Raw genomic sequence first — 18,786 nt, forward strand, 5'->3', positions numbered from 1 at the left:
GCAACAATCGCAGCGTTGCGCCGCACCGGCCACAAGCCGCCACGCTCACAGCCCGTCAGCCTGACAGCACGCTTACGCTTGATCCGCGACGCAACCGCAACCCGCCCACAACCCGAACAGCCGTCCACGCGCCGTCTCCTATCGAGCGGCCGCCGCATCGGCTTGCCCAACCCGACGAGCCACGCCTTGTCCGATAAGCTCAGCACTCCCGTCAGCGCGCCCGCGCCCACCCTGCCCGCCGACGGCCCGATGTCCGCCGCGAACCGTCGCGCGATGGCCGCGATCATGCTCGCCGTCGCGCTCGCCACGCTCGATACCGCCATCGCCAATACCGCGCTGCCCGCGATCGCCGCCGATCTGCACGCGGCGCCGGCTGCGTCGGTGTGGATCATCAACGCGTACCAGCTCGCGATGGTCGCGACGCTGCTGCCGCTCGCCGCGCTCGGCGACATCGTCGGGCATCGGCGCATTTATATCGGCGGGATCGCGCTGTTCACGCTGAGTTCGCTCGGCTGCGCGATGGCGCCGACGCTGCCGCTGCTTGCCGCCGCGCGCATCGTCCAGGGCCTCGGCGCGAGCGCGATCATGAGCGTCAACACCGCGCTGATCCGCTATCTGTATCCGCCGCATCGGCTCGGGCGCGGGCTCGGTACCAATGCGCTGATCGTCGGCGTGTCGTTCGCGGTCGGGCCGACGGTGGCGTCGCTGATCCTGTCGGTGGCGACGTGGCCGTGGCTGTTCGCGGTCAACGTGCCGCTCGGCGTACTGGCGCTGAGCTTCGCGATGCCGGCGCTGCCGCACACCGCCCAGGGCAAGCATCAGCTCGATCCGGTGGCAGCGCTGCTCAACGTGATCACGTTCGCCGCGCTGATCTTCGCGCTCGGCGAGGCGGCGCAACGCGCGTCGATGCAGATCGTGCTGAGCGCCGCGGCGATCGCCGTCGTGTTCGGTCTGCTGCTGATCCGCCGTGAAGCGGGCCACCCCGCGCCGATGCTGCCGGTCGATCTGTTCAGGCGGCCGGTGTTCGCGCTGTCGGCGGTGACGGCCGTGTGCTCGTTCGCCGCGCAGGGCCTCGCATTCGTGTCGCTGCCGTTCTATTTCGAAGACGTGCTGCTGCGCAGCCAGGTCGAGACCGGTTTCCTGATGACGCCGTGGCCCGTCGTCGTCGCGCTTGCCGCGCCGCTCGCGGGCGGCCTGTCCGACCGTTATCCGCCGGGGCTGCTCGGCGCGATCGGGCTGGCGGTGCTGTCGGCGGGGATGGCGTCGCTCGCGCTGTTGCCCGCGCATCCGCACGTGCTCGACATCGGCATCCGGATGGCGATCTGCGGCGCGGGTTTCGGCTTTTTCCAGTCGCCGAATCTGAAGGCGTTGATGGCGAGCGCGCCGCCGGAGCGCAGCGGCGGCGCGAGCGGCATCGTCGCGACCGCGCGTCTGCTCGGTCAGGCGACCGGCGCGGCGCTCGTCGCGTTGTGCTTCGGCATCGCCGGACGCCAGCATGGGCCGACGCTCGCGCTCGGCACCGGCGCGTTCTTCGCGGGCGCGGCGAGTCTGGCGAGCGGCTTGCGGCTGCTCGCGCCATCGCATCGTTCGGGGGAACGGGTGAAGACAGTCGTGAAGTGAGAGGCGCGATCGCGCGGGAGATGGTGGAAGCGTTGTGGGGAACGTGGCGGGAGCAATGCGCACGGTGGGCGGTGAGCGATGAACGGTGAGCAACGCACCAGCCAACCTGCCGCGAAAAACACGAAGCGGCGACAGCGCTAGCCGCCTCGTGCGAGATCAACGCGTCGCGCCCGATGCGGCGCGATCGGCGTCGAACAGAACCGCTCAGCGCGCCGCGAAGTACCCCTTCACCGCCGCGATAAACGTATCGATATCCGCGCGCGACACATCCTTGTGCGTGACGAAGCGCGACGCGTACAGCATCTGCGTGAGGATGCCGCGTTCCTTGAGCCACGCTTCGAGCGGCGCGCAATGCTGCTGCGGAAACTGCGCGAACACCATGTTGGTCGCGACCGACTGCACCTGCACCGGGTCGATCGTCGCCAACCCCTCGGCCAGATGCGCGGCGTTCGCGTGGTCGTCGGCGAGACGCTCGACGTCGTGATCCAGCGCGTACAGGCACGCCGCCGCGAGCACGCCCGCCTGACGCATGCCGCCACCGAGCACCTTGCGCCAGCGATGCGCAACGTCGATCAACGAGCGGCTGCCGACCAGCACCGAGCCCACCGGCGCGCCCAGTCCCTTCGAAAAGCAGATCGACACCGAATCGAACGGCCTGGCGAGCGCCGCGACCGGCTGGCCCGACGCGACCGCCGCGTTGAACACGCGCGCGCCGTCGAGGTGGGTCGCGAGGCCGCGCTCGCGCGCGAGTTGCGTTGCATCGGCCACGTACTGCGCCGGCAGCACCTTGCCGCCGATCGTGTTTTCCAGCGCGAGTAGACGCGTGCGCGCGAAGTGGTTGTCGATCGGCTTGATCGCGGCGGCGATTTTCTCGAGCGGGATCGAGCCGTCGGCGGCATTTTCGAGCGGCTGCGGCTGGATGCTGCCGAGCACCGCCGCGCCGCCGCCTTCGTACTTATAGGTGTGCGCGAGTTGACCGACGATGTATTCGTCGCCGCGCGCGCAGTGCGCCATCAACGCGGCGAGATTGCTTTGCGTGCCGCTCGGAAAGAACAGTCCCGCTTCCTTGCCAGTGCGCTCGGCCAGCGTGGCCTGCAGACGCAGTACGGTGGGGTCGTCGCCCCAGACGTCGTCGCCGACTTCGGCCGCCGACATCGCCGCGAGCATCGGCGGAGTCGGACGGGTAACGGTATCGCTGCGCAAATCGATCATTGTGTGTCCCTGTGCGTCCATTGAATGACAGCCTACGGCGGCCGGCCGCGCATGCGCTCCCAGGGAACGCCTACGCGCCGGTAATCGAGCCGTATAGTGTATTCAATTAAAACGACGCTGAAAATCGGCGCATCCCCTCAACCGCGCCGATTCTGCGGAGAAATGCGGGGGCTTAGCCGCCCGGCTTCGGCAGCCACTGGAGCGGATCGACCGGCTGACCGTTCTGACGCACTTCGAACTGGATCGACGCGACGCCGCGGCTATCCACGCCGACTTCGCCGATGGTCTGCCCTTGCGCGACCGCGTCGCCTTCCTTGACGAGCAACTGGCTGTTCTGACCGTACGCGGTGATCAGCGAATCGTTGTGCTTGATGATGATGAGCGGGCCATAGGCTTCGATGCCGGAGCCCGCGTAGACCACGCGGCCGGTCGCGGCGGCCTTGACCGGATCGCCGGGCCGCGCGCCGATCACGATGCCATTCGACGATCCCGGCGAGAAAGTGCGCAGGATCGGACCGCGCAGCGGCCATTGCAGCACGCCCTGCTGCGGCCCCGTCGATGCGACCGGCGCGCCGGGCACAGCACCGGCTGCCGCATTCGGTGCCGTGCCTGGAGCGACGGGCACAACGGGAGCCACGGGCGCTATCGCGACCGGCGGCGCGATCACGCTGCCCGAGCCCATCGGCGGCGACACGCGCAGCACTTGCCCCGGCGCGACCTGCGCGTTGACGGGCAGGCCGTTCCATCCCGCGAGTTCCTGCGGCTTGCGGCCATATGCCGAGGCAATGCCGGCGAGCGTGTCGCCCGGGTTGACGCGGTAATAGCCGGCCGGCACGGAGACCGTCGCAAGGCTGGTCGCGCTGGACGGTGCGTTGCTGTAGAAGGGCGTGCTCTCCCACGGCATCGTCGTGCAGCCGGCGACCATCGCGCCGAGCGCCGCGGCCGTCAGCAGCCGCATCCCCGTCAGTTGCCATTGTCCTGTCATGTGATTTTCCTCGACGTGTTTCTCAACCGGATTCAATCGACCGCGCCAGCATTTGCCGTGCCGCCCTGCCCTGGGTGCTTACAAGCCGTGCTTTACAGCCCGCGTTTTGCAGCCCGTCCTCACGGCCCGGCAACACAGCCTGTCTATTATGCGCGACGGCCACGCGCACGCCGCCGCGCATCCCGCGCGCATCCCATCATCCCGCCGCGCTCCTCAGACGCTGCCCTGCGTCTCGACGACCAGCACGCGCGCCACGCCGAGCGGATGGGCAACGTGCTCGGTGCCGACCGACGCGTAGAACACGTCGCCGGTCTCGAGCACCGTCGTACGTTCGACGCCGTCTTCGCGATAGCGCATCTCGACACGCCCATCGAGCACCGCGAACACCTCCTCGCCGTCGTTCACGTGCCACTTGTACGGCTGATCCGTCCAGTGCAGACGCGTGGTGATGCCGTTCATGTTGGCGATGTCGAGCGCGCCCCACGGACGCGTCGCGGTAAAGCTTCTGCTGCGGATGATCTTCATGGTCGATGAGCAATGGGCCGGTGCGACCCGCGCGGCGATGGCCCGTGCGCCCTTGGGCGACGGCGCTTGCGCGGCTGGCCCTATTATAGGTCCCGCGACTCGCGGGCCGGCGCGAACGAGCCGACAGAGCCGACACACGCGATCCATCGGCCGATTCTTACGGTTATTGCAACCGTTAGGGCGTCGCCTATACTCAACAAGCCGCGTGGAGAACCTTACGACAACGTCGGGATTCTGGGAGGAGGAGAATGAACAAAGCCACTTTTCTGGCCGTGCAACTCAATGTCGACGATGTGGCGGCCTCTCCCGGCCTCGTCGAACTGCTGAACACGCATCTGATCTTTGCCGCCGACGTCGCCGAGGCCGCCGATGCGCTCGTGCAACTGGCGAGCATCGCGGGGCTGTCGAGCGGGGTCAAGGCGAGCGTCGAGCTGCCCGCGGTCGCGATCGAACAGTTGCGCGAAGCGCTCGACAATCTGAGCGGCTACGACGAATCATGGCTGCTCGCGCTGGAGCCGAGCCGCGCGTTGTTCGACGACATTGGCCGGCGGCATCGCACGCTGCATTGACACCGCGCCCTTGAGGATGAGGGACCACAGCGCGCCAATCGCGCCGTAAACGACAAAACGCCATCCGATCGAACTGGACGGCGTTTTTTCTTGCCCGCCGCCTTCGCGCTGTTCAGCGAGGCGGCGTCTGCTTCTACAGCAACTGCTTCTGCATCTACACGTACTTCCACATCTACAGCTACATCAACGGCAACTTCTACTGCGAACTTCTGCGCAACCCGTAGCGGCGATTAGTTGCCGAAGTACACCGAGTTACGATCGGCCTTGGCCGGGAGTGCTGCATGGCCAGCTTGCGAGGTGCCGACTGCCGGAGCGCCGTAGCCGCTGGTGTCGGCCTTGCTAGCCACGACTGCCGTGCCGTTCTGCGCATCGACGCGGGCTTGCGCTGCCTGGATGTTGGCCGGGTAGTTCGCATAGTCGCCAACCGGGTTGTAGCCAGCCTTTTGCAGCTGGACCAGTTCAGCGCGAACTTCAGCGCGGGTCACCGGCTGGTTGGCTTGAGCAAACGCTGCAGCCGGAATGGCGAGAGCGGCGGCGATGGCAACTGCGGAAATCAGGGTCTTCATGATTAACCTCCAAGGACTTGTTGTGATGTAGTGCGCTTCAGGTTTCTGTTTCTCCCTCAGCGCTTGTGAACAAGTTTAGAAGTGTCGAAACCTAGGGTAAACCCCTAAAACGACGAAACTCTATTTCCTATCTCGCAATAATTGTTGTGAATTCTCGATTCATAGACTAATTCATCGATAGAATTCAGCAATAATCGCCTTACTCTGCCACATTTCAAACAGCAAAAAGGGCCGGCATGCCCCTATCTGAAGACATGCCGGCCCCGAATTCAAACGCTTAGCTCTTCAAACGCTCAGCTCCACTGTGCGTGGAAGCTGCCCGGCTTGTCGACGCGCTCGAACGTATGCGCGCCGAAGAAGTCGCGCTGCGCCTGCACGAGGTTCGCGGGCAGACGTTCCGAGCGATACGCGTCGAAATACGCGATCGCCGACGCAAACGCCGGCACCGGCACGCCCGCGTTGACCGCCGCGACGACGACTTCTCGCAGCGCCGCCTGGTAGTTCTTCGCGATATCGCGGAAGTACGGGTCGAGCAGCAGGTTGGCGAGTGCCTTGTCCGTCGCGTACGCGTCGGTGATCTTCTGCAGGAAGCGCGCGCGGATGATGCAGCCCGCACGGAAAATCTTCGCGATCGTCCCGTAGTCAAGATCCCACTTGTACTCTTCCGATGCCGCGCGCAGTTGCGCGAAACCCTGTGCGTACGAGATCACCTTGCTGAAATACAGCGCGCGGCGCACCGCTTCGATGAACGCGTCCTTCGAGCCTTCGAGCGGCTTCGCCTGCGGTCCTTCGAGCACCTTGCTCGCGGCCACGCGCTGCGTCTTCAGCGACGACAGCACGCGCGCGAACACGGCTTCGGTAATCAGCGGCAGCGGCGCGCCGAGGTCGAGCGCGTTCTGGCTGGTCCACTTGCCGGTGCCCTTCTGCGCGGCGCGGTCGAGAATCACGTCGACGAGATCCTTGCCGGTTTCGTCGTCCTTCTTGCCGAAGATCTTCGAGGTGATTTCGATCAGATAGCTGTCGAGCTCGCCCTGGTTCCATTCGGTGTAGACCTTGCCGAGCTCCTCGTTCGACAGACCGACCACCTGCTTGAGCACCGCATAGCTTTCGGCGATCAGCTGCATGTCGCCGTATTCGATGCCGTTGTGCACCATCTTCACGAAGTGGCCCGCGCCGTCCGGTCCCATGTACGCGACGCACGGCTCGCCGTCCGGCGCCTTCGCGGCGATTTCGGTGAGGATCGGGGCGACGAGATCGTACGCGTCGCGCTGGCCGCCCGGCATGATCGACGGGCCTTTCAGCGCGCCTTCCTCGCCACCCGACACGCCCGTGCCGATGAAGTGCAGGCCCGCCTTCGCGAGTTCCTGATTGCGGCGGATCGTGTCGGTGAAATGCGTATTGCCGCCGTCGATCAGGATGTCGCCCTTGTCGAGCAGCGGCTTGAGCTGTGCAATGGTTGCGTCGGTCGGCTCGCCGGCCTTGACCATCAGCAGAATGCGGCGCGGCTTTTCGAGCGACTCGACGAATTCTTCCAGCGTGAAAGCCGGCACCAGTTTGCGGTCCGGATATTCGGCGATGAGTTCGTCGGTTTTCTCGCGGCTACGGTTGTAGACCGACACCGCGTGGCCGCGGCTTTCGATGTTGAGCGCCAGATTGCGGCCCATCACCGCTAGCCCCACCACGCCGATTGCCTGTTTGCCCATGTTGAATTCTCCAGAGTCCAAAAAATGTCGTGACGCCGCACGATGAAAAATGCCGCGTGGCGTCGAGGGTGAAAGGATAAAAGAAATGCGCGCCGGCCGCTTGGTGGCGAGCAGCGCGATGCGCCGGCTTGCGCCGTTTTGCGCTGGCTGACAGGCATTGTGCGCGCGTGCGTGTATGCCCCGTGAGCGGCGTTCGATCCCGGCTACGCTTTGGCGGAACGCGGACAATCCGCCATCCGACCGCTCGCGCGGCGATGCCAACAAAATCTCGCAGAACCTCGCAAACCTCGCCTAGGTCGCCCGCTTCCTGAACACCAGACTGAAATTATTCGCCGGCATCGCCACCACCTGCTCGCAGACGAGTCCCGCCGCGTCGCCGAGCGCGACCACCGCTTCCATGTCTCGCACGCCCCAATCGGGATCGCGGCTCTTCAGCCAGTGATCGAACGCGTCGTTGCTCGGCGCTGTATGCGCGCCGTCACGTTTGTACGGGCCATACAGATAGAGCACGCCGCCGTCGACGAGCCGCCGCCCCGCGCCGTCGAACAGCGCCTGCGCCGCGCTCCACGGTGAGATGTGGATCATGTTGATACAGACCACCGCGTCGAGCGCATCGATGCCCCAGTCCGGTCGACGCACATCGAGCGCGAGCGGCGCGCGCAGGTTCGGCAGCGCCGCGTGCGCGCGCCACGCGACGATCGACGCGCGCGCGTCCTCATCGGCGTCGCTCGGCTGCCAGTCGAGGCCAGGCAGCGCGCCGGCGAACCAGATCGCATGCTCGCCGGTGCCGCTCGCGATTTCGAGCACACGGCCGCTCGACGGCAACGCGTCGCGCAGTACGGCAAGGATCGGATCGCGATTGCGTTCGGCGGAAGGCGAATGTTGCCGGGCGTCGGTCATGGTCGGCTGGGTGTCAGATGTGAGGATGTCGGGATGTGTGGTCAGTACAGCGTGGCGCGCACGCGCGCCGGCAGTTCGCGATCGTAGGCGGCGGCGTCGAACTGGCCGCCGTCGTCGGCCGCGATGATGTTGCGCAGGATCTCGCCCGCGCTCGGCAGTCGCGACCGTTCGAGATGACGCGTCGGGTCCCACAGCTGCGAGCGCACCAGCGCTTTCGAGCAATGGAAGTACACGGCGTCGACGTCGATCAGCAGCACGGTGCGCGGCAGTTTACCGTCGACGGCAAAACTGTCCAGTAGCGCGGCATCGGTCGAGATGCGGCCGCGGCCGTTTACCCGCAAGGTCTCGCCGACGCCCGGCACGATCAGCAGCAGCGCGAGCCGCGGATCGACGATGATGTTGCGCAGGCTGTCGAGCCGGTTGTTGCCGGGGCGATCCGGCAGCGCGAGCGTGCGTGCGTCGAGCACGCGCACGAAGCCCGGCGCGTCGCCGCGCGGCGAACAGTCGAGACCGTCCGGGCCGCTCGTCGCCAGCACCACGAACGGCGCCGCCTCGACGAACGCGCGATAGTCGTCGTTGACGTGCGCAATCTGCTTGCGCAGCGCGCGCTCGCCCGGCTGTGCGTAGAGGGCTTCGAGCTGTTCGATCGTCGTCAGCATGGGGGCTCCTGGAACGTGGGAGGGTCGGCGGCGCTCAGTGGCCCGCCAGCAAGCCGGCGAGCGCGCTCAACGTTTCGCCGCACGGCGCGGCGACCTTCAGCGACAGCAGCGGATCGGCGCGCGTGCGGCCGAGGTTGATCGCCGCGATCGGCTTGCCCATGCGCTGCGCCCACACGCAGAAGCGGTAGCCGGAATACACCATCAACGACGAACCGGCCACCAGCACCGCGTCGGCTGCTTCGAGCGCGTGCGAGGCTGCGTCGACGCGCGTCTTCGGCACGTTCTCGCCGAAGAACACCACCGACGGCTTCAGCAGCCCGCCGCAATTCGAACACGCGGGCACGCGAAAGCCGCCGAGGTCGTGCCACTCGAGATGCGCGTCGCCATCGGCGGCGGCTTCGGCGGTCACGTCGAGCAGCGCGGGGTTGTCGGCTTCGAGCGTCTGCTGGATCGTCGCGCGCGCATGCTGCATGCCGCAATCCAGACAGCTCACGCCGTCGATGCCGCCATGCAGCTCGATCACCTCGCGGCTGCCGGCGCGCTGATGCAAACCGTCGACGTTCTGCGTGACCAGCGTCGGCACGTGACCCGCCGCTTCGAGCCGCGCGAGCGCGACATGCGCGGCGTTCGGCTGCGCGCGCGCCACCAGCGGCCAGCCGACCATGCTGCGCGCCCAGTAGCGCTGACGCATCGCGAGTGTGCCGAGAAATTCCTGCAGCGTGATCGGCGGCGAGCGCTTCCATGCGCCATTGTCGTCGCGATAGCCGGGGATGCCGGAGTCGGTGCTGATGCCCGCGCCGGTCAGCACGAACAGGCGCGGATGACGCTGCACGAAACGATGCAGATCGTCGAGCGTGTGCGGGTCGGTCTGCGGGTCGATCTGCGGGTCGATCTGCGGGTCGATCTGCGGGTCGTTCGGCGTGAGCTGGAGGTCGGTCATGACGGGGACGATGGAATAGCGTGCGTGGATCAGCGGAGCGTGCGGGGGGTGCTGGACGAAGCTTTCGCGCGTTGCGGCTTCGGCTTGGGCTTCGATTGAGGCTCGGACTTCGATTGCGATTGAAACGGCGGTTGCGACTCAGGCTCCGGCTCCCGATCCAGCTTCTGTTTCCGCTGCCGAGATTGCTTCTCCGGCTGCTTCCCCGCTTGCTTCTCCACCTGCCGCTTACGCCACACGTCCCGCGCAATCTCGTAGCGTTCGAGCGCCTCGTCGTAGAGATCGAACACACACTGCGTGCAGCCGCTATGACAGCAGTCCTCGAGTTCGGGCTGCACGGGCGGCTGCGGCGGCGGATCGTCGTCGCTGGGTGTGGCTCGGGGCACGGCGCGGCGCTTTCGCTAGAGCAAGGAAGCGCTCAGTATAAGTTGAACGCGCGTGCGCCGCTCCCGTCCTCCTGGGGTTGCGCGACGCTCAACCGCGCCCGACGAACGGCATTTTCGTCGCCATGATCGTCATGAACTGCACGTTCGCCGACAGCGGCAGGTTCGCCATCTGCAGCACCGCATCGGCGATGTGCTGCACGTCCATCAGCGGCTCGACCGCGATCTCGCCGTTCGCCTGCGGCACGCCGCGCGCCATCCGCGCGGCCATCTCGGTCGCCGCGTTGCCGATGTCGATCTGCCCGCACACGATGTCGTACTTGCGGCCGTCGAGCGAGACCGCTTTGGTCAAGCCCGTGATCGCGTGCTTGGTTGCGGTATACGCCGCACTGTTCGGCCGCGGCGCATGCGCGGAGATCGAGCCGTTGTTGATGATGCGGCCGCCGCGCGGGTCCTGCGTTTTCATCAGGCCGAACGCCGCGCGCGTGCACAGGAACACGCCGTTCAGATTGGTATCGACAATCGAGCGCCACTCGTCGATCGGGACGTCGTCGAGATCGACCGGCGAACCGTTGCGGCCCGCGTTGTTGAACAGCAGGTCGAGCCGGCCGAAGCGCGCGCGGATCGTCTCGAACAGCGCCGCGACGCTGTCCGCGTCGGTCACGTCGCACGACACCGCGAGCGCGTCGCCGCGCAGCGCCCGCGCTTCCTCGGCGACCGCATCGAGCGCGGCCTGGCGGCGTCCGGCGAGCACCACGCGATAGCCGTGCTCCGCGAGTTTCAGCGCGCACGCTCGGCCGATGCCGCTGCCCGCGCCCGTCACCAACGCCACTTTTCCGCTTTTCTGTTCCGACATCGCGCATCTCCTGTTGTATGGGGTGGCGACGCGCGCTGCGCGGCAAGCGCTCGGCATGCCGCGGACGTGTGCCACACGTGCGCGTCCATTGGACCCGCACCATACAACAGCGGATCGGCGCAACGCAAACCGGGCGACGCCATCGCCGCATCGAAACACGAGTTCTTTCAGCGCGCTTTCATTCGATGCACTGACCGCTTCGCCTCTCGCGTCGGCGCTTCGCAACAATGGTATCTTTCGCGGTTGCGCATCGCGCGATTCACTGCCTTCCGGGGATGGAGGAAGGCGCCGCACCGGAAGCACGTTTGATGAATGAATGCCCGAACCCGCCGCCTGTCGGCGAGTCCCTGCCCTTGCCGCGCCGCTGGCCGCGTACCGGCAACTCCGCCCTGCTCAACGGCACGATCGTCTGGCACGTGATCGTGCTCGCCGGCTGGCTGAGCGCGCCCGCCGCGTGGCCGTGGTGGCTCGCCGCGATCTTCGCGAACCACGCGATCTTCACGATCACCGGACTGCTGCCGCGCACCGCGCTGCTCGGCCCGAACTGGACGCGCCTGCCCGCCGGCCCGCACAACGCGAACGCGATCGCGCTGACCATCGACGACGGCCCCGACCCCGTCGTCACGCCGCAGGTGCTCGACCTGCTCGACGCATTCGGCGTGCGCGCGACCTTCTTCTGCATCGGCGCCAAAGTCGAGCAATATCCGCAGCTCGCGCGTGAGATCGTCGCGCGCGGCCATGCGCTCGAAAATCATTCGCAGGTGCACGTGCATACGTTTTCGGTGACGTTTCCCGCCGCGCTGACGAGCGAAATCGCCGCCGCGCAGCGCACGCTCGAAACCGTCAGCGGCGAGCGGCCGATGTTTTTCCGCGCGCCCGCGGGCCTGCGCAACATCTTTCTGGAGCCGGTGCTGCGCAAGCTCGATCTGCGTCTCGCCGCATGGACGCGGCGCGGCTACGACACGCGCGAACGCAACCCGCACGTGGTCGCGCGACGCCTGCTCGACGGCCTCGCCGCGCGCGACATCCTGCTGCTGCACGACGGCAATGCCGCGCTGACGCTCGAAGGCAAGCCGCTGATTCTCGCCGTGCTGCCGAGCGTGATCGAAGCGGCGCGCGAGCGGCGGCTGCGTTTCGTCACGCTGCGCGAAGCGCGTGTGGAAGCATCGACGCGTTGAAGCGTTGAAGCATTGACGCATCGACGCGTTGCCCGTAGTGCGTGACGCGCAGCGCTTGCACCTGCATGCACGCAACCTGCACATGCATCCACACATGCACGCACACGCATCCCCGCTCACGCGCCGCGCGTTCGCCCCGCTCGTTCGCACCACCGCTACGCCAGAAAATCCGCCACCAGATCTTCATCCGTGCGCGCCACCAGTTCGCCGCCGCGCAGCGCTTTCATGAACGTCTCATAGTCGCGCTCGACCTGATCCGCGTACGTCATCGCATAGCCGGCTAGCGCCTCGGCGAATGGCTCGCCGCGGCCGATATACGCGCCGATCTCGATCGCCTGGCCGCTCGCCTTCGCATGCGCGCGCGCCACGATCCAGCCGCACAGCCGCGCGTAACCGTCGAGCACATCACTGTCGAACAGTTCGAGATTCGCGGACAGCTTCATGTCGCGCAACTGGCGCACATAGCAGGGCCGGCCGAGCGGGCCGTTCGCCCAGCCGAGAAACACGTCGCTCGTGGCCTGCAGCATGCGCTGTCCGTACACGACGCGCTCGCCTTCGTGCCTGACGGCCGGCGCCCCATAGAACTGCCCGACGACCGACGGCCGCGCCTCCTTCAGTTGCAGGAACAACGGCTTGCCCATGTGATCGACGAGCAGCGCCACGAGGCAGCGCAAGCCGACGCCGCCGATACCGGTCACCTTGAACACGAGGTCCTGCAACGTGAAGTGATCGAGCAGTTCGCGCCGCTCGTGCGACATCGACTTGCGGTAATCGGCCCACATCTGCTCGACCATCTTGCCCGCATTGCCCTGCCGGTACGCTTCGGCTTCCTCCGGCGTGAACAGCGTCGTGGTGCCGAGCACGTGAAAGAGCGCGGGCGGCGCATCGTTGACGATCCAGTGGCCGCCTTCGCACGAGGTCATCTTTTCGAGCAGATTTTCGTGCGTGCGACTCGCGGCCTTTTCCATGCCGCGCCGCACCGCGCGTCGGCGCTCCGGCGTCAATGCAATTTCCGCCATATGGTCGAAGCTGATGCGGTCGTACCAGAGTTCGAGCGCGCCGCGTTGCGCGTATTGCGCGATGCGGTCGCGATAGGACTTCATCGCGGTCATCACGAGGCTCTCGGCCGTACCGCGGCTGAGCCGCATCTGGCGCGCGGCCAGCACGAGGCTCGCGCTCAGCCGCTTCAGATCCCATTCGAACGGGCCGATCGACACTTCGTCGAAATCGGTCAGATCGAAAACCAGTTGCCGATCGGGCGTCGCGAAACCGCCGAAATTCATCAGATGGGCATCGCCGCAGATCGGCATCGCAAGGCCGGTGTCGTGAACGCAACTGAGATCGTGCGCCTGCAGAATCGCGCTACCGAAAAAGAACGCGAGCGGCGAAGCGGCCATGCGTCCATAGCGCAGCGGCAGCAGATTGTCGACGCGCTCCGCGCTGCTCTGCTTCAGCAAGCCGATCGGATCGCGCTGCAATTCGCCGATCGCACGATGACTCGAGCGTTTCGAATGCTCGCGCGCGACCCGGCCCCGTGCTTCCCGTTCGGCAATGGTGCTGGCTTTCATGCTCTTTCTCCGTTGGCAAGGCGTGAAGCGGCGATGACAGAGACTCGAATGAACCGCGCGTTGCCTCGCGATCATAACGGGTCGGAACGACGGATCGGTAAAAATGTTTCGATGCACGAAAACGCATGCCGCGAACTCGGGTTTCCTCGCAGTGGAGTCGATGACACTCCACGACAAACCATGAAAGCGGACAGATTTACCGACGCGGCGCGCACGCAAACTAACCGCCCAGTGAAAATATTGCGTTTTACTCGTTTCGCCCACTTCAGCAAACGCGGCTCGCGCCGTATACCCATCCATGCAGAACTTTTACGACGCATGAAAAGGCCCTTGAAAAAGGGCCTGTTCTGCACGAACGTGCGTCGCGGGAAAACGGAGAGAGTATGTTTGTCGCAATCGGCTGGATCGTGGTGATCGGTTCTGTAATCGGCAGTTTCGTCGGCGTCGGCGGGCATCTGCCAGCACTCGTACAACCGTTCGAACTACTGTGTATTTTCGGCGCGGCGATCGGCGCGTTCGTCGTCAGCAATCCGACTTCGACGCTGAAGAAGACACTCAAGGCGTTGCCGTCGTGCTTCAAGAGCGGCGGCTATACGAAGGACAAGTATCTCGAACTGATCGCGCTGCTTTACGAACTGCTGCAGAAGGCGCGCAAGGAAGGGATGATGGCGCTCGAAAGCGACGTCTCCGCGCCCGAAGACAGCGCGATTTTCCAGAAGTACTCGCACGTGCTGCAGGATCATCATCTGCTCGACTTTATCGTCGACTATCTGCGCATGATGTCGGGCGGCAACGTCAACGTACACGAAATGCAGGACCTGATGGACGAAGAGCTGGCCACGCATCACGCGGAAGCATCTGTTGCGGCCAACGCGATCCAGAAGATGGCCGACGGTCTGCCCGCGTTCGGTATCGTCGCCGCGGTAATGGGCGTCGTACACACGATGGGCTCGGTCGGCGCGCCGCCCGCGGTGCTCGGCGAGATGATCGCGGGCGCGCTGGTCGGCACCTTCCTCGGCATTCTGCTCGCGTACGGCTTCATCGGTCCCGTCGCCGATCTGCTCAACGCGAAGGGCCGCGCCGAAGCGAAGCCGTATCAGTGTGTGAAAGCGGTGCTGCTCGCGTCGCTGTCCGGCTACGCGCCCCCGGTCGCGGTCGAGTTCGGCCGCAAGGTGCTGTTCACCGCCGACCGCCCGAGCTTCCAGGAACTCGACGACGCGGTGCGCGCCACCAGGATGCCGAAGTCGGCCTGATCCGGAGCAGCACGATGAGCGAAAGAAGATCCCGCTCGGCGCAGACCGACACGGCGCCAGCGCCGGTGATCGTGCGCCGTTCGAAGAAAGGCGACGACCACGGCGGCCATCACGGCGGCGCATGGAAGATCGCGTACGCGGACTTCGTCACTGCGATGATGGCGTTCTTCCTGCTGATGTGGCTGCTCGGCTCGACGTCGAAATACGACAAGCAGGGCATCGAGGATTACTTCAACACGCCGCTGTCGAGCCTGCTCGGCGGCAACGAGGGCACCGCCGCCGCGCGACCGAGCGTCGTGCAGGGCGGCGGCCGCGACGTCTCCGATAGCCGGCCCGGCGTCGGCACGAAAAGCCAGACCGAGCCGACGCCGCCGCGCGCGGCGACGCCCGCCGTCACGCCGGCCGATGCCGAGCGCCTGCAACAACTGAAGGCGAAGCTCAGCGCGCTGATCGAACAAAGCCCCGCGCTGAAGGCGTTCAAGGATCAGATCCGCATTTCGATCACGAATGAAGGGCTGCGCATCGAGATCGTCGATTCGCAGAACCGGCCGATGTTCGCGTCGGGCAGCCCGAAACTGCAACCGTATGCGGTCACGATCCTCACGCAGATCGGCGCCGCGCTGAACGACGTCGACAATCGCATCTCGATCGCCGGCCACACCGATGCGGTACCGTACACCGCCGGTCCCGAAGGCTATTCGAACTGGGAGCTGTCGTCCGAGCGCGCGAATGCCGCGCGGCGCGCGCTGGTGGCGGGCGGCATGCACAGCGAGAAGCTGCTGCAGGTGCGCGGCCTCGCCGACGTGCTGCCGCTCAACAGCCATATCGCCGACGAACCGACCAACCGGCGCATCAGCATTCTGGTGCTGAACAAGGCAGCCGAGCAGGCGTTCTTCCACGATGGCGGGCGCACCACGCTCGACGACGCGTCGCCGGCGGGTGTGGCGCTGCCGGCGGTGAGCGCGCGGCTGCAGCCGGCGGCGCAGGGTGCGGTGCTGCCCGCCGTTCGGCCCGCCGTTCAGGTCGCTGCGCAGCCCATCGCGCCGCCGGTCGTACAGCCGGTCTCGCAGCCGGCCACCGCCTCGCGTAGTACCCCGTAGTATTTTCGCCACGCCTATGTCGTCATCCGCACGTTCACCCTCATCCGGATGACGGCGAGTGCGCGATGCGTCGCGCAGCCGCGCACGACGTCCGGTTAAAATCGGACACATGTACCCCGCTCCTGTCCGGCAGCACGAAGCCGAGCTTCCACTGCATACGCCGAGTGTGTCGTCGCTGACGTTGGCGGCGCTGATCGCTGTCATCGCGTGGCTCTCGCTCCTCGCGCAAGCCGACGTCACGATCGATCGCACGCTGGCTCGCGGCCTGACCATGCTCGACGCGCTCGCGCGCATGAGCAGCTACCTGACCAATCTGACCGTGCTCGCGTGCGCGCTGTGCTTCACCGGCGTCGCGCTGTGGAAACAGCGCTCGCCGTGGGTGCGATTTTTCCGGCAGCCGACGGTCGTCACGGCGGTGGTCGTCTACATGGTGTTCGTCGGCATCGCGTACAACCTGCTGCTGCGCGGCTTGTGGTCGCCGCCGTTGTACCGGCGCCTGCTCAACGAATCGCTGCACAGCGTGCTGCCGATGCTCACCGCGCTCTACTGGGTGCTGTTCGTGCCGCGGTTTCATCTGCGCCCGCGCCACTGTCTGCTGTGGCTCGTCTACCCGCTTGCGTATCTCGGCATCACATTCTGGCGCGGCAGCCTGTCGGCCTTCTATCCGTATCCGTTCATCGATGTCGATACGCTCGGCTTGAGGCAGGTCGTCGTCAATGCCGCGCTGCTGTTCGGCGGCTTCCTGATGCTGATGGCGCTGTTTATCGGCATCAACTTCCGGCGCCGGCGCTGACGCGTCGATGCGCTGATCGCGTGTTCATTGCGCTTTGATTGCGCGTTCCTTGATTGCCCGTTCATTGCGCATTCGCTGCACGCTCATCTCGCGCTCCTCTCGCGGCGATCGCGCAGTACTCACTGCGACACTCGCACTACACCGCGTGGCCGGGCGCACTTCTTGCGCGGCATCTCCACTGACGCGAACCGTCGCCCAAGCGGCACGGCTCGCGCGACGCCCTTGTGCGCTGCCGTTGCAATTGCGGCGCGCGCGCACGTAAATATGACAACAGGAGCGATGCAGATGGATACGAATTCAGCGGAAGGCGTAGTGAAGGAAGTTGCGGGCAAGGTGCAAAGCGCGGTCGGCGATGCGCTCGACGATACCGGCACGCAGATGGCCGGCAAGGCGCGCGAATTGAGCGGCAAGGCGCAGCAGTTATGCGCGAATACGACGAGTCTCGTGCGCGATGCGACAGCGGAAAATCCGTTCACGACGCTGGCGGTCGTGGCGCTCGCCGGATTCGTGATGGGTGCGCTGTGGTCGCGCGGCGGGCGGGATTATTGACGCTCGTGCGTTGACGTCCGGGGGCGGGAACGCAAACGGACAAACCGGCGGATGAATCGCAAGTACCGTAGGCCCAGCACTCTCTGCACGAGGATGCTGGGCCTAAGTGCAAAAACAGGGGATGCCATGCGCGCAATCGAACTAAAGAACTGCACGCGCCCCCCTCACACACACGAGCGCGCCACGCCCAAGACCCGCACCCGGCACGCGCGAACGCAGCGCGCACAAGACCCACGATTCGCAATTCACGGCAGAGGGATCACGCCAACTCTGGCCCCTCCCTACCCGTTCCACACTTTAACTAAGCACTCTTCTTTTTCCGCCCCGCACCCATTTCCAGCTCGATCCACGTCGGCGCATGATCGCTTGCATGCGGCTCGCCGCGCACCCAGCGGTCGACGCCCGCCGCGCGCAAACGCGGCGCGAGATCGGCGCTGAGCAACAGATGATCGATACGCAGTCCAGAATTCGTGTCCCAATGCCGGCGAAAATAATCCCAGAACGTGTACACGCGTTCGTCGCCAAAATACGTGCGCAGCGCATCGGTCCAGCCCTGCTCGAGCAGCTTGCGATAACGCTCGCGACTCTCCGGCTGCAACAACGCGTCCTTCAGCCATGAGCGCGGGTTGTAGATGTCCTCGTCGGTGGGCACGACGTTGAAGTCGCCGGCGATCACCACGGGCTGAGCGCTCGTGTAGAGCTTCGCCGCATGCGCGAGCAGATGATCGAACCACGCGAGCTTGTAATCGAACTTCGGCCCCGGCTGCGGATTACCGTTCGGCAAATACAGACACGCGATCACCACGCCGCCAACCTCGGCCTCCAGATAACGGCTATGCATGTCCTGCTCGAAGCCGGGCAGACCGCGCCGTCGCTCGACGGGCTCAGCACTCTTCGCCAGAATCGCCACGCCGTTCCACGCGCTCTGGCCCTGCCAGATCGCGTGATAGCCGGCGTCGCGCAACGGCTCGACCGGGAACGCGCTGTCCACCGCTTTCAATTCCTGCAGACACACGACGTCCGGCACTTCGCGCTCGAGCCATTGCAACAGCGCCGCCAGACGCGAACGGATGCCGTTGATGTTGAACGTCGCAATCCGCAGCTTCGCCACGATCGTGTCTCCCTGGTGGGTAATTCGGGGTGGTCCGAAGTGATTCAGGATGGTCCGGCCTGGTGCGCGGCGAGGTTCGCCGCCGCGTCGCACCACTCGATCGCCCACGAGCGCGCGCAACTGAGCGCATCCGCCTCGCTCGCGAAGCCATCGATGTCGCCCGAATCGTGCGCCTGAAATGCCTCGTTGCGGCGCGGCACGCGGGTGATTTTCGCGCGCGCGTAGTAGCACCCGTCTTCCGCGTGACGCGCGCGGCAGTCGATCTGGAAATGCCTGTAGTCGAATTGCATCGGCTCTCCTGCTCTGCGATGAAAGCGCT

The 18,786-nt window shown here is 65.8% G+C and carries 20 protein-coding genes; 7 read left to right on the top strand and 13 right to left on the bottom strand.

Annotated features, from left to right (window positions below):
• The first annotated feature begins 249 nt into the window (after window positions 1-249).
• Window positions 250-1,620: an MFS transporter gene (locus tag HHL14_RS05250; RefSeq protein WP_206002226.1), complete on the top strand. Its 1,371-nt coding sequence runs from the start codon at window positions 250-252 to the stop codon at window positions 1,618-1,620.
• Between the two features lie 204 nt (window positions 1,621-1,824).
• Here HHL14_RS05250 and ltaE read toward each other — a convergent pair whose 3' ends face one another.
• From ltaE to HHL14_RS05265, 3 genes are all read right to left on the bottom strand, one after another.
• A complete protein-coding gene (gene ltaE, locus HHL14_RS05255; protein ID WP_169496514.1) occupies window positions 1,825-2,832 on the bottom strand; it encodes a low-specificity L-threonine aldolase in 1,008 nt (335 codons plus the stop codon).
• A 172-nt stretch (window positions 2,833-3,004) separates the two neighbouring features.
• Window positions 3,005-3,817, bottom strand: a complete 813-nt coding sequence (locus tag HHL14_RS05260; RefSeq protein WP_169496515.1) for a peptidoglycan DD-metalloendopeptidase family protein — start codon at window positions 3,815-3,817, stop codon at window positions 3,005-3,007.
• A 213-nt stretch (window positions 3,818-4,030) separates the two neighbouring features.
• On the bottom strand, window positions 4,031-4,342 hold the full coding sequence (locus tag HHL14_RS05265; RefSeq protein WP_169496516.1) for a cupin domain-containing protein: 312 nt from the start codon (window positions 4,340-4,342) through the stop codon (window positions 4,031-4,033).
• A 248-nt stretch (window positions 4,343-4,590) separates the two neighbouring features.
• Between HHL14_RS05265 and HHL14_RS05270 the strand changes: the two genes are divergently transcribed.
• Window positions 4,591-4,911, top strand: coding sequence for a hypothetical protein (locus tag HHL14_RS05270; RefSeq protein ID WP_169496517.1), 321 nt, complete (start codon window positions 4,591-4,593; stop codon window positions 4,909-4,911).
• A gap of 230 nt (window positions 4,912-5,141) precedes the next feature.
• Here HHL14_RS05270 and HHL14_RS05275 read toward each other — a convergent pair whose 3' ends face one another.
• The 7 genes from HHL14_RS05275 to HHL14_RS05305 form a co-directional block, all read right to left on the bottom strand.
• Window positions 5,142-5,477 (bottom strand): DUF4148 domain-containing protein, encoded by a 336-nt coding sequence (locus HHL14_RS05275; protein ID WP_169496518.1) that lies wholly within the window; start codon window positions 5,475-5,477, stop codon window positions 5,142-5,144.
• A 293-nt stretch (window positions 5,478-5,770) separates the two neighbouring features.
• A complete protein-coding gene (gene gndA, locus HHL14_RS05280) occupies window positions 5,771-7,180 on the bottom strand; it encodes an NADP-dependent phosphogluconate dehydrogenase (protein ID WP_169496519.1) in 1,410 nt (469 codons plus the stop codon).
• A 291-nt stretch (window positions 7,181-7,471) separates the two neighbouring features.
• A complete protein-coding gene (locus HHL14_RS05285) occupies window positions 7,472-8,080 on the bottom strand; it encodes a DUF938 domain-containing protein (RefSeq protein WP_169496520.1) in 609 nt (202 codons plus the stop codon).
• A 41-nt stretch (window positions 8,081-8,121) separates the two neighbouring features.
• The gene (locus tag HHL14_RS05290) at window positions 8,122-8,739 is read right to left on the bottom strand and encodes a pyridoxamine 5'-phosphate oxidase family protein (RefSeq protein ID WP_169496521.1); all 618 of its coding nucleotides are present in this window, start codon (window positions 8,737-8,739) and stop codon (window positions 8,122-8,124) included.
• Between the two features lie 34 nt (window positions 8,740-8,773).
• Window positions 8,774-9,679 carry an NAD-dependent protein deacetylase gene (locus tag HHL14_RS05295; RefSeq protein WP_206002209.1) on the bottom strand — a complete coding sequence of 302 codons (906 nt, stop codon included), beginning with the start codon at window positions 9,677-9,679 and terminating at the stop codon, window positions 8,774-8,776.
• Between the two features lie 29 nt (window positions 9,680-9,708).
• Complete coding sequence (locus HHL14_RS32810) at window positions 9,709-10,014, bottom strand: oxidoreductase-like domain-containing protein (RefSeq protein WP_329601612.1); 306 nt, start codon at window positions 10,012-10,014, stop codon at window positions 9,709-9,711.
• A gap of 136 nt (window positions 10,015-10,150) precedes the next feature.
• Complete coding sequence (locus tag HHL14_RS05305; protein WP_169496522.1) at window positions 10,151-10,915, bottom strand: SDR family oxidoreductase; 765 nt, start codon at window positions 10,913-10,915, stop codon at window positions 10,151-10,153.
• A 308-nt stretch (window positions 10,916-11,223) separates the two neighbouring features.
• Between HHL14_RS05305 and HHL14_RS05310 the strand changes: the two genes are divergently transcribed.
• A complete protein-coding gene (locus HHL14_RS05310; RefSeq protein WP_169496523.1) occupies window positions 11,224-12,093 on the top strand; it encodes a polysaccharide deacetylase family protein in 870 nt (289 codons plus the stop codon).
• 155 nt (window positions 12,094-12,248) lie between these two features.
• Here HHL14_RS05310 and HHL14_RS05315 read toward each other — a convergent pair whose 3' ends face one another.
• Window positions 12,249-13,661, bottom strand: coding sequence for a DUF2252 domain-containing protein (locus HHL14_RS05315; RefSeq protein ID WP_169496524.1), 1,413 nt, complete (start codon window positions 13,659-13,661; stop codon window positions 12,249-12,251).
• Window positions 13,662-14,044: 383 nt separating this feature from the next.
• On the opposite strand from HHL14_RS05315, the gene motA reads away from it, so the two are divergent.
• The 4 genes from motA to HHL14_RS05335 all read left to right on the top strand — a co-directional run bounded on the left by motA (window position 14,045) and on the right by HHL14_RS05335 (window position 17,356).
• A complete protein-coding gene (gene motA / locus HHL14_RS05320; RefSeq protein ID WP_169496525.1) occupies window positions 14,045-14,914 on the top strand; it encodes a flagellar motor stator protein MotA in 870 nt (289 codons plus the stop codon).
• A 14-nt stretch (window positions 14,915-14,928) separates the two neighbouring features.
• The gene (motB, locus tag HHL14_RS05325; RefSeq protein WP_169496526.1) at window positions 14,929-16,014 is read left to right on the top strand and encodes a flagellar motor protein MotB; all 1,086 of its coding nucleotides are present in this window, start codon (window positions 14,929-14,931) and stop codon (window positions 16,012-16,014) included.
• A 109-nt stretch (window positions 16,015-16,123) separates the two neighbouring features.
• Entirely contained in the window at window positions 16,124-16,807 is a 684-nt protein-coding gene (locus HHL14_RS05330) for a Pr6Pr family membrane protein (protein ID WP_169496527.1), read from the top strand.
• A 285-nt stretch (window positions 16,808-17,092) separates the two neighbouring features.
• Window positions 17,093-17,356 (top strand): CsbD family protein, encoded by a 264-nt coding sequence (locus HHL14_RS05335; protein ID WP_169496528.1) that lies wholly within the window; start codon window positions 17,093-17,095, stop codon window positions 17,354-17,356.
• 301 nt (window positions 17,357-17,657) lie between these two features.
• On the opposite strand, the gene xth is transcribed toward HHL14_RS05335, so the two are convergent.
• Window positions 17,658-18,467, bottom strand: a complete 810-nt coding sequence (gene xth / locus HHL14_RS05340; protein ID WP_169496529.1) for an exodeoxyribonuclease III — start codon at window positions 18,465-18,467, stop codon at window positions 17,658-17,660.
• A gap of 44 nt (window positions 18,468-18,511) precedes the next feature.
• Window positions 18,512-18,757: a hypothetical protein gene (locus HHL14_RS05345; RefSeq protein WP_169496530.1), complete on the bottom strand. Its 246-nt coding sequence runs from the start codon at window positions 18,755-18,757 to the stop codon at window positions 18,512-18,514.
• Between the last annotated feature and the right edge of the window lie 29 nt (window positions 18,758-18,786).

It is taken from the genome of Paraburkholderia antibiotica (genome assembly GCF_012927125.1).
Lineage (GTDB): Bacteria > Pseudomonadota > Gammaproteobacteria > Burkholderiales > Burkholderiaceae > Paraburkholderia > Paraburkholderia antibiotica.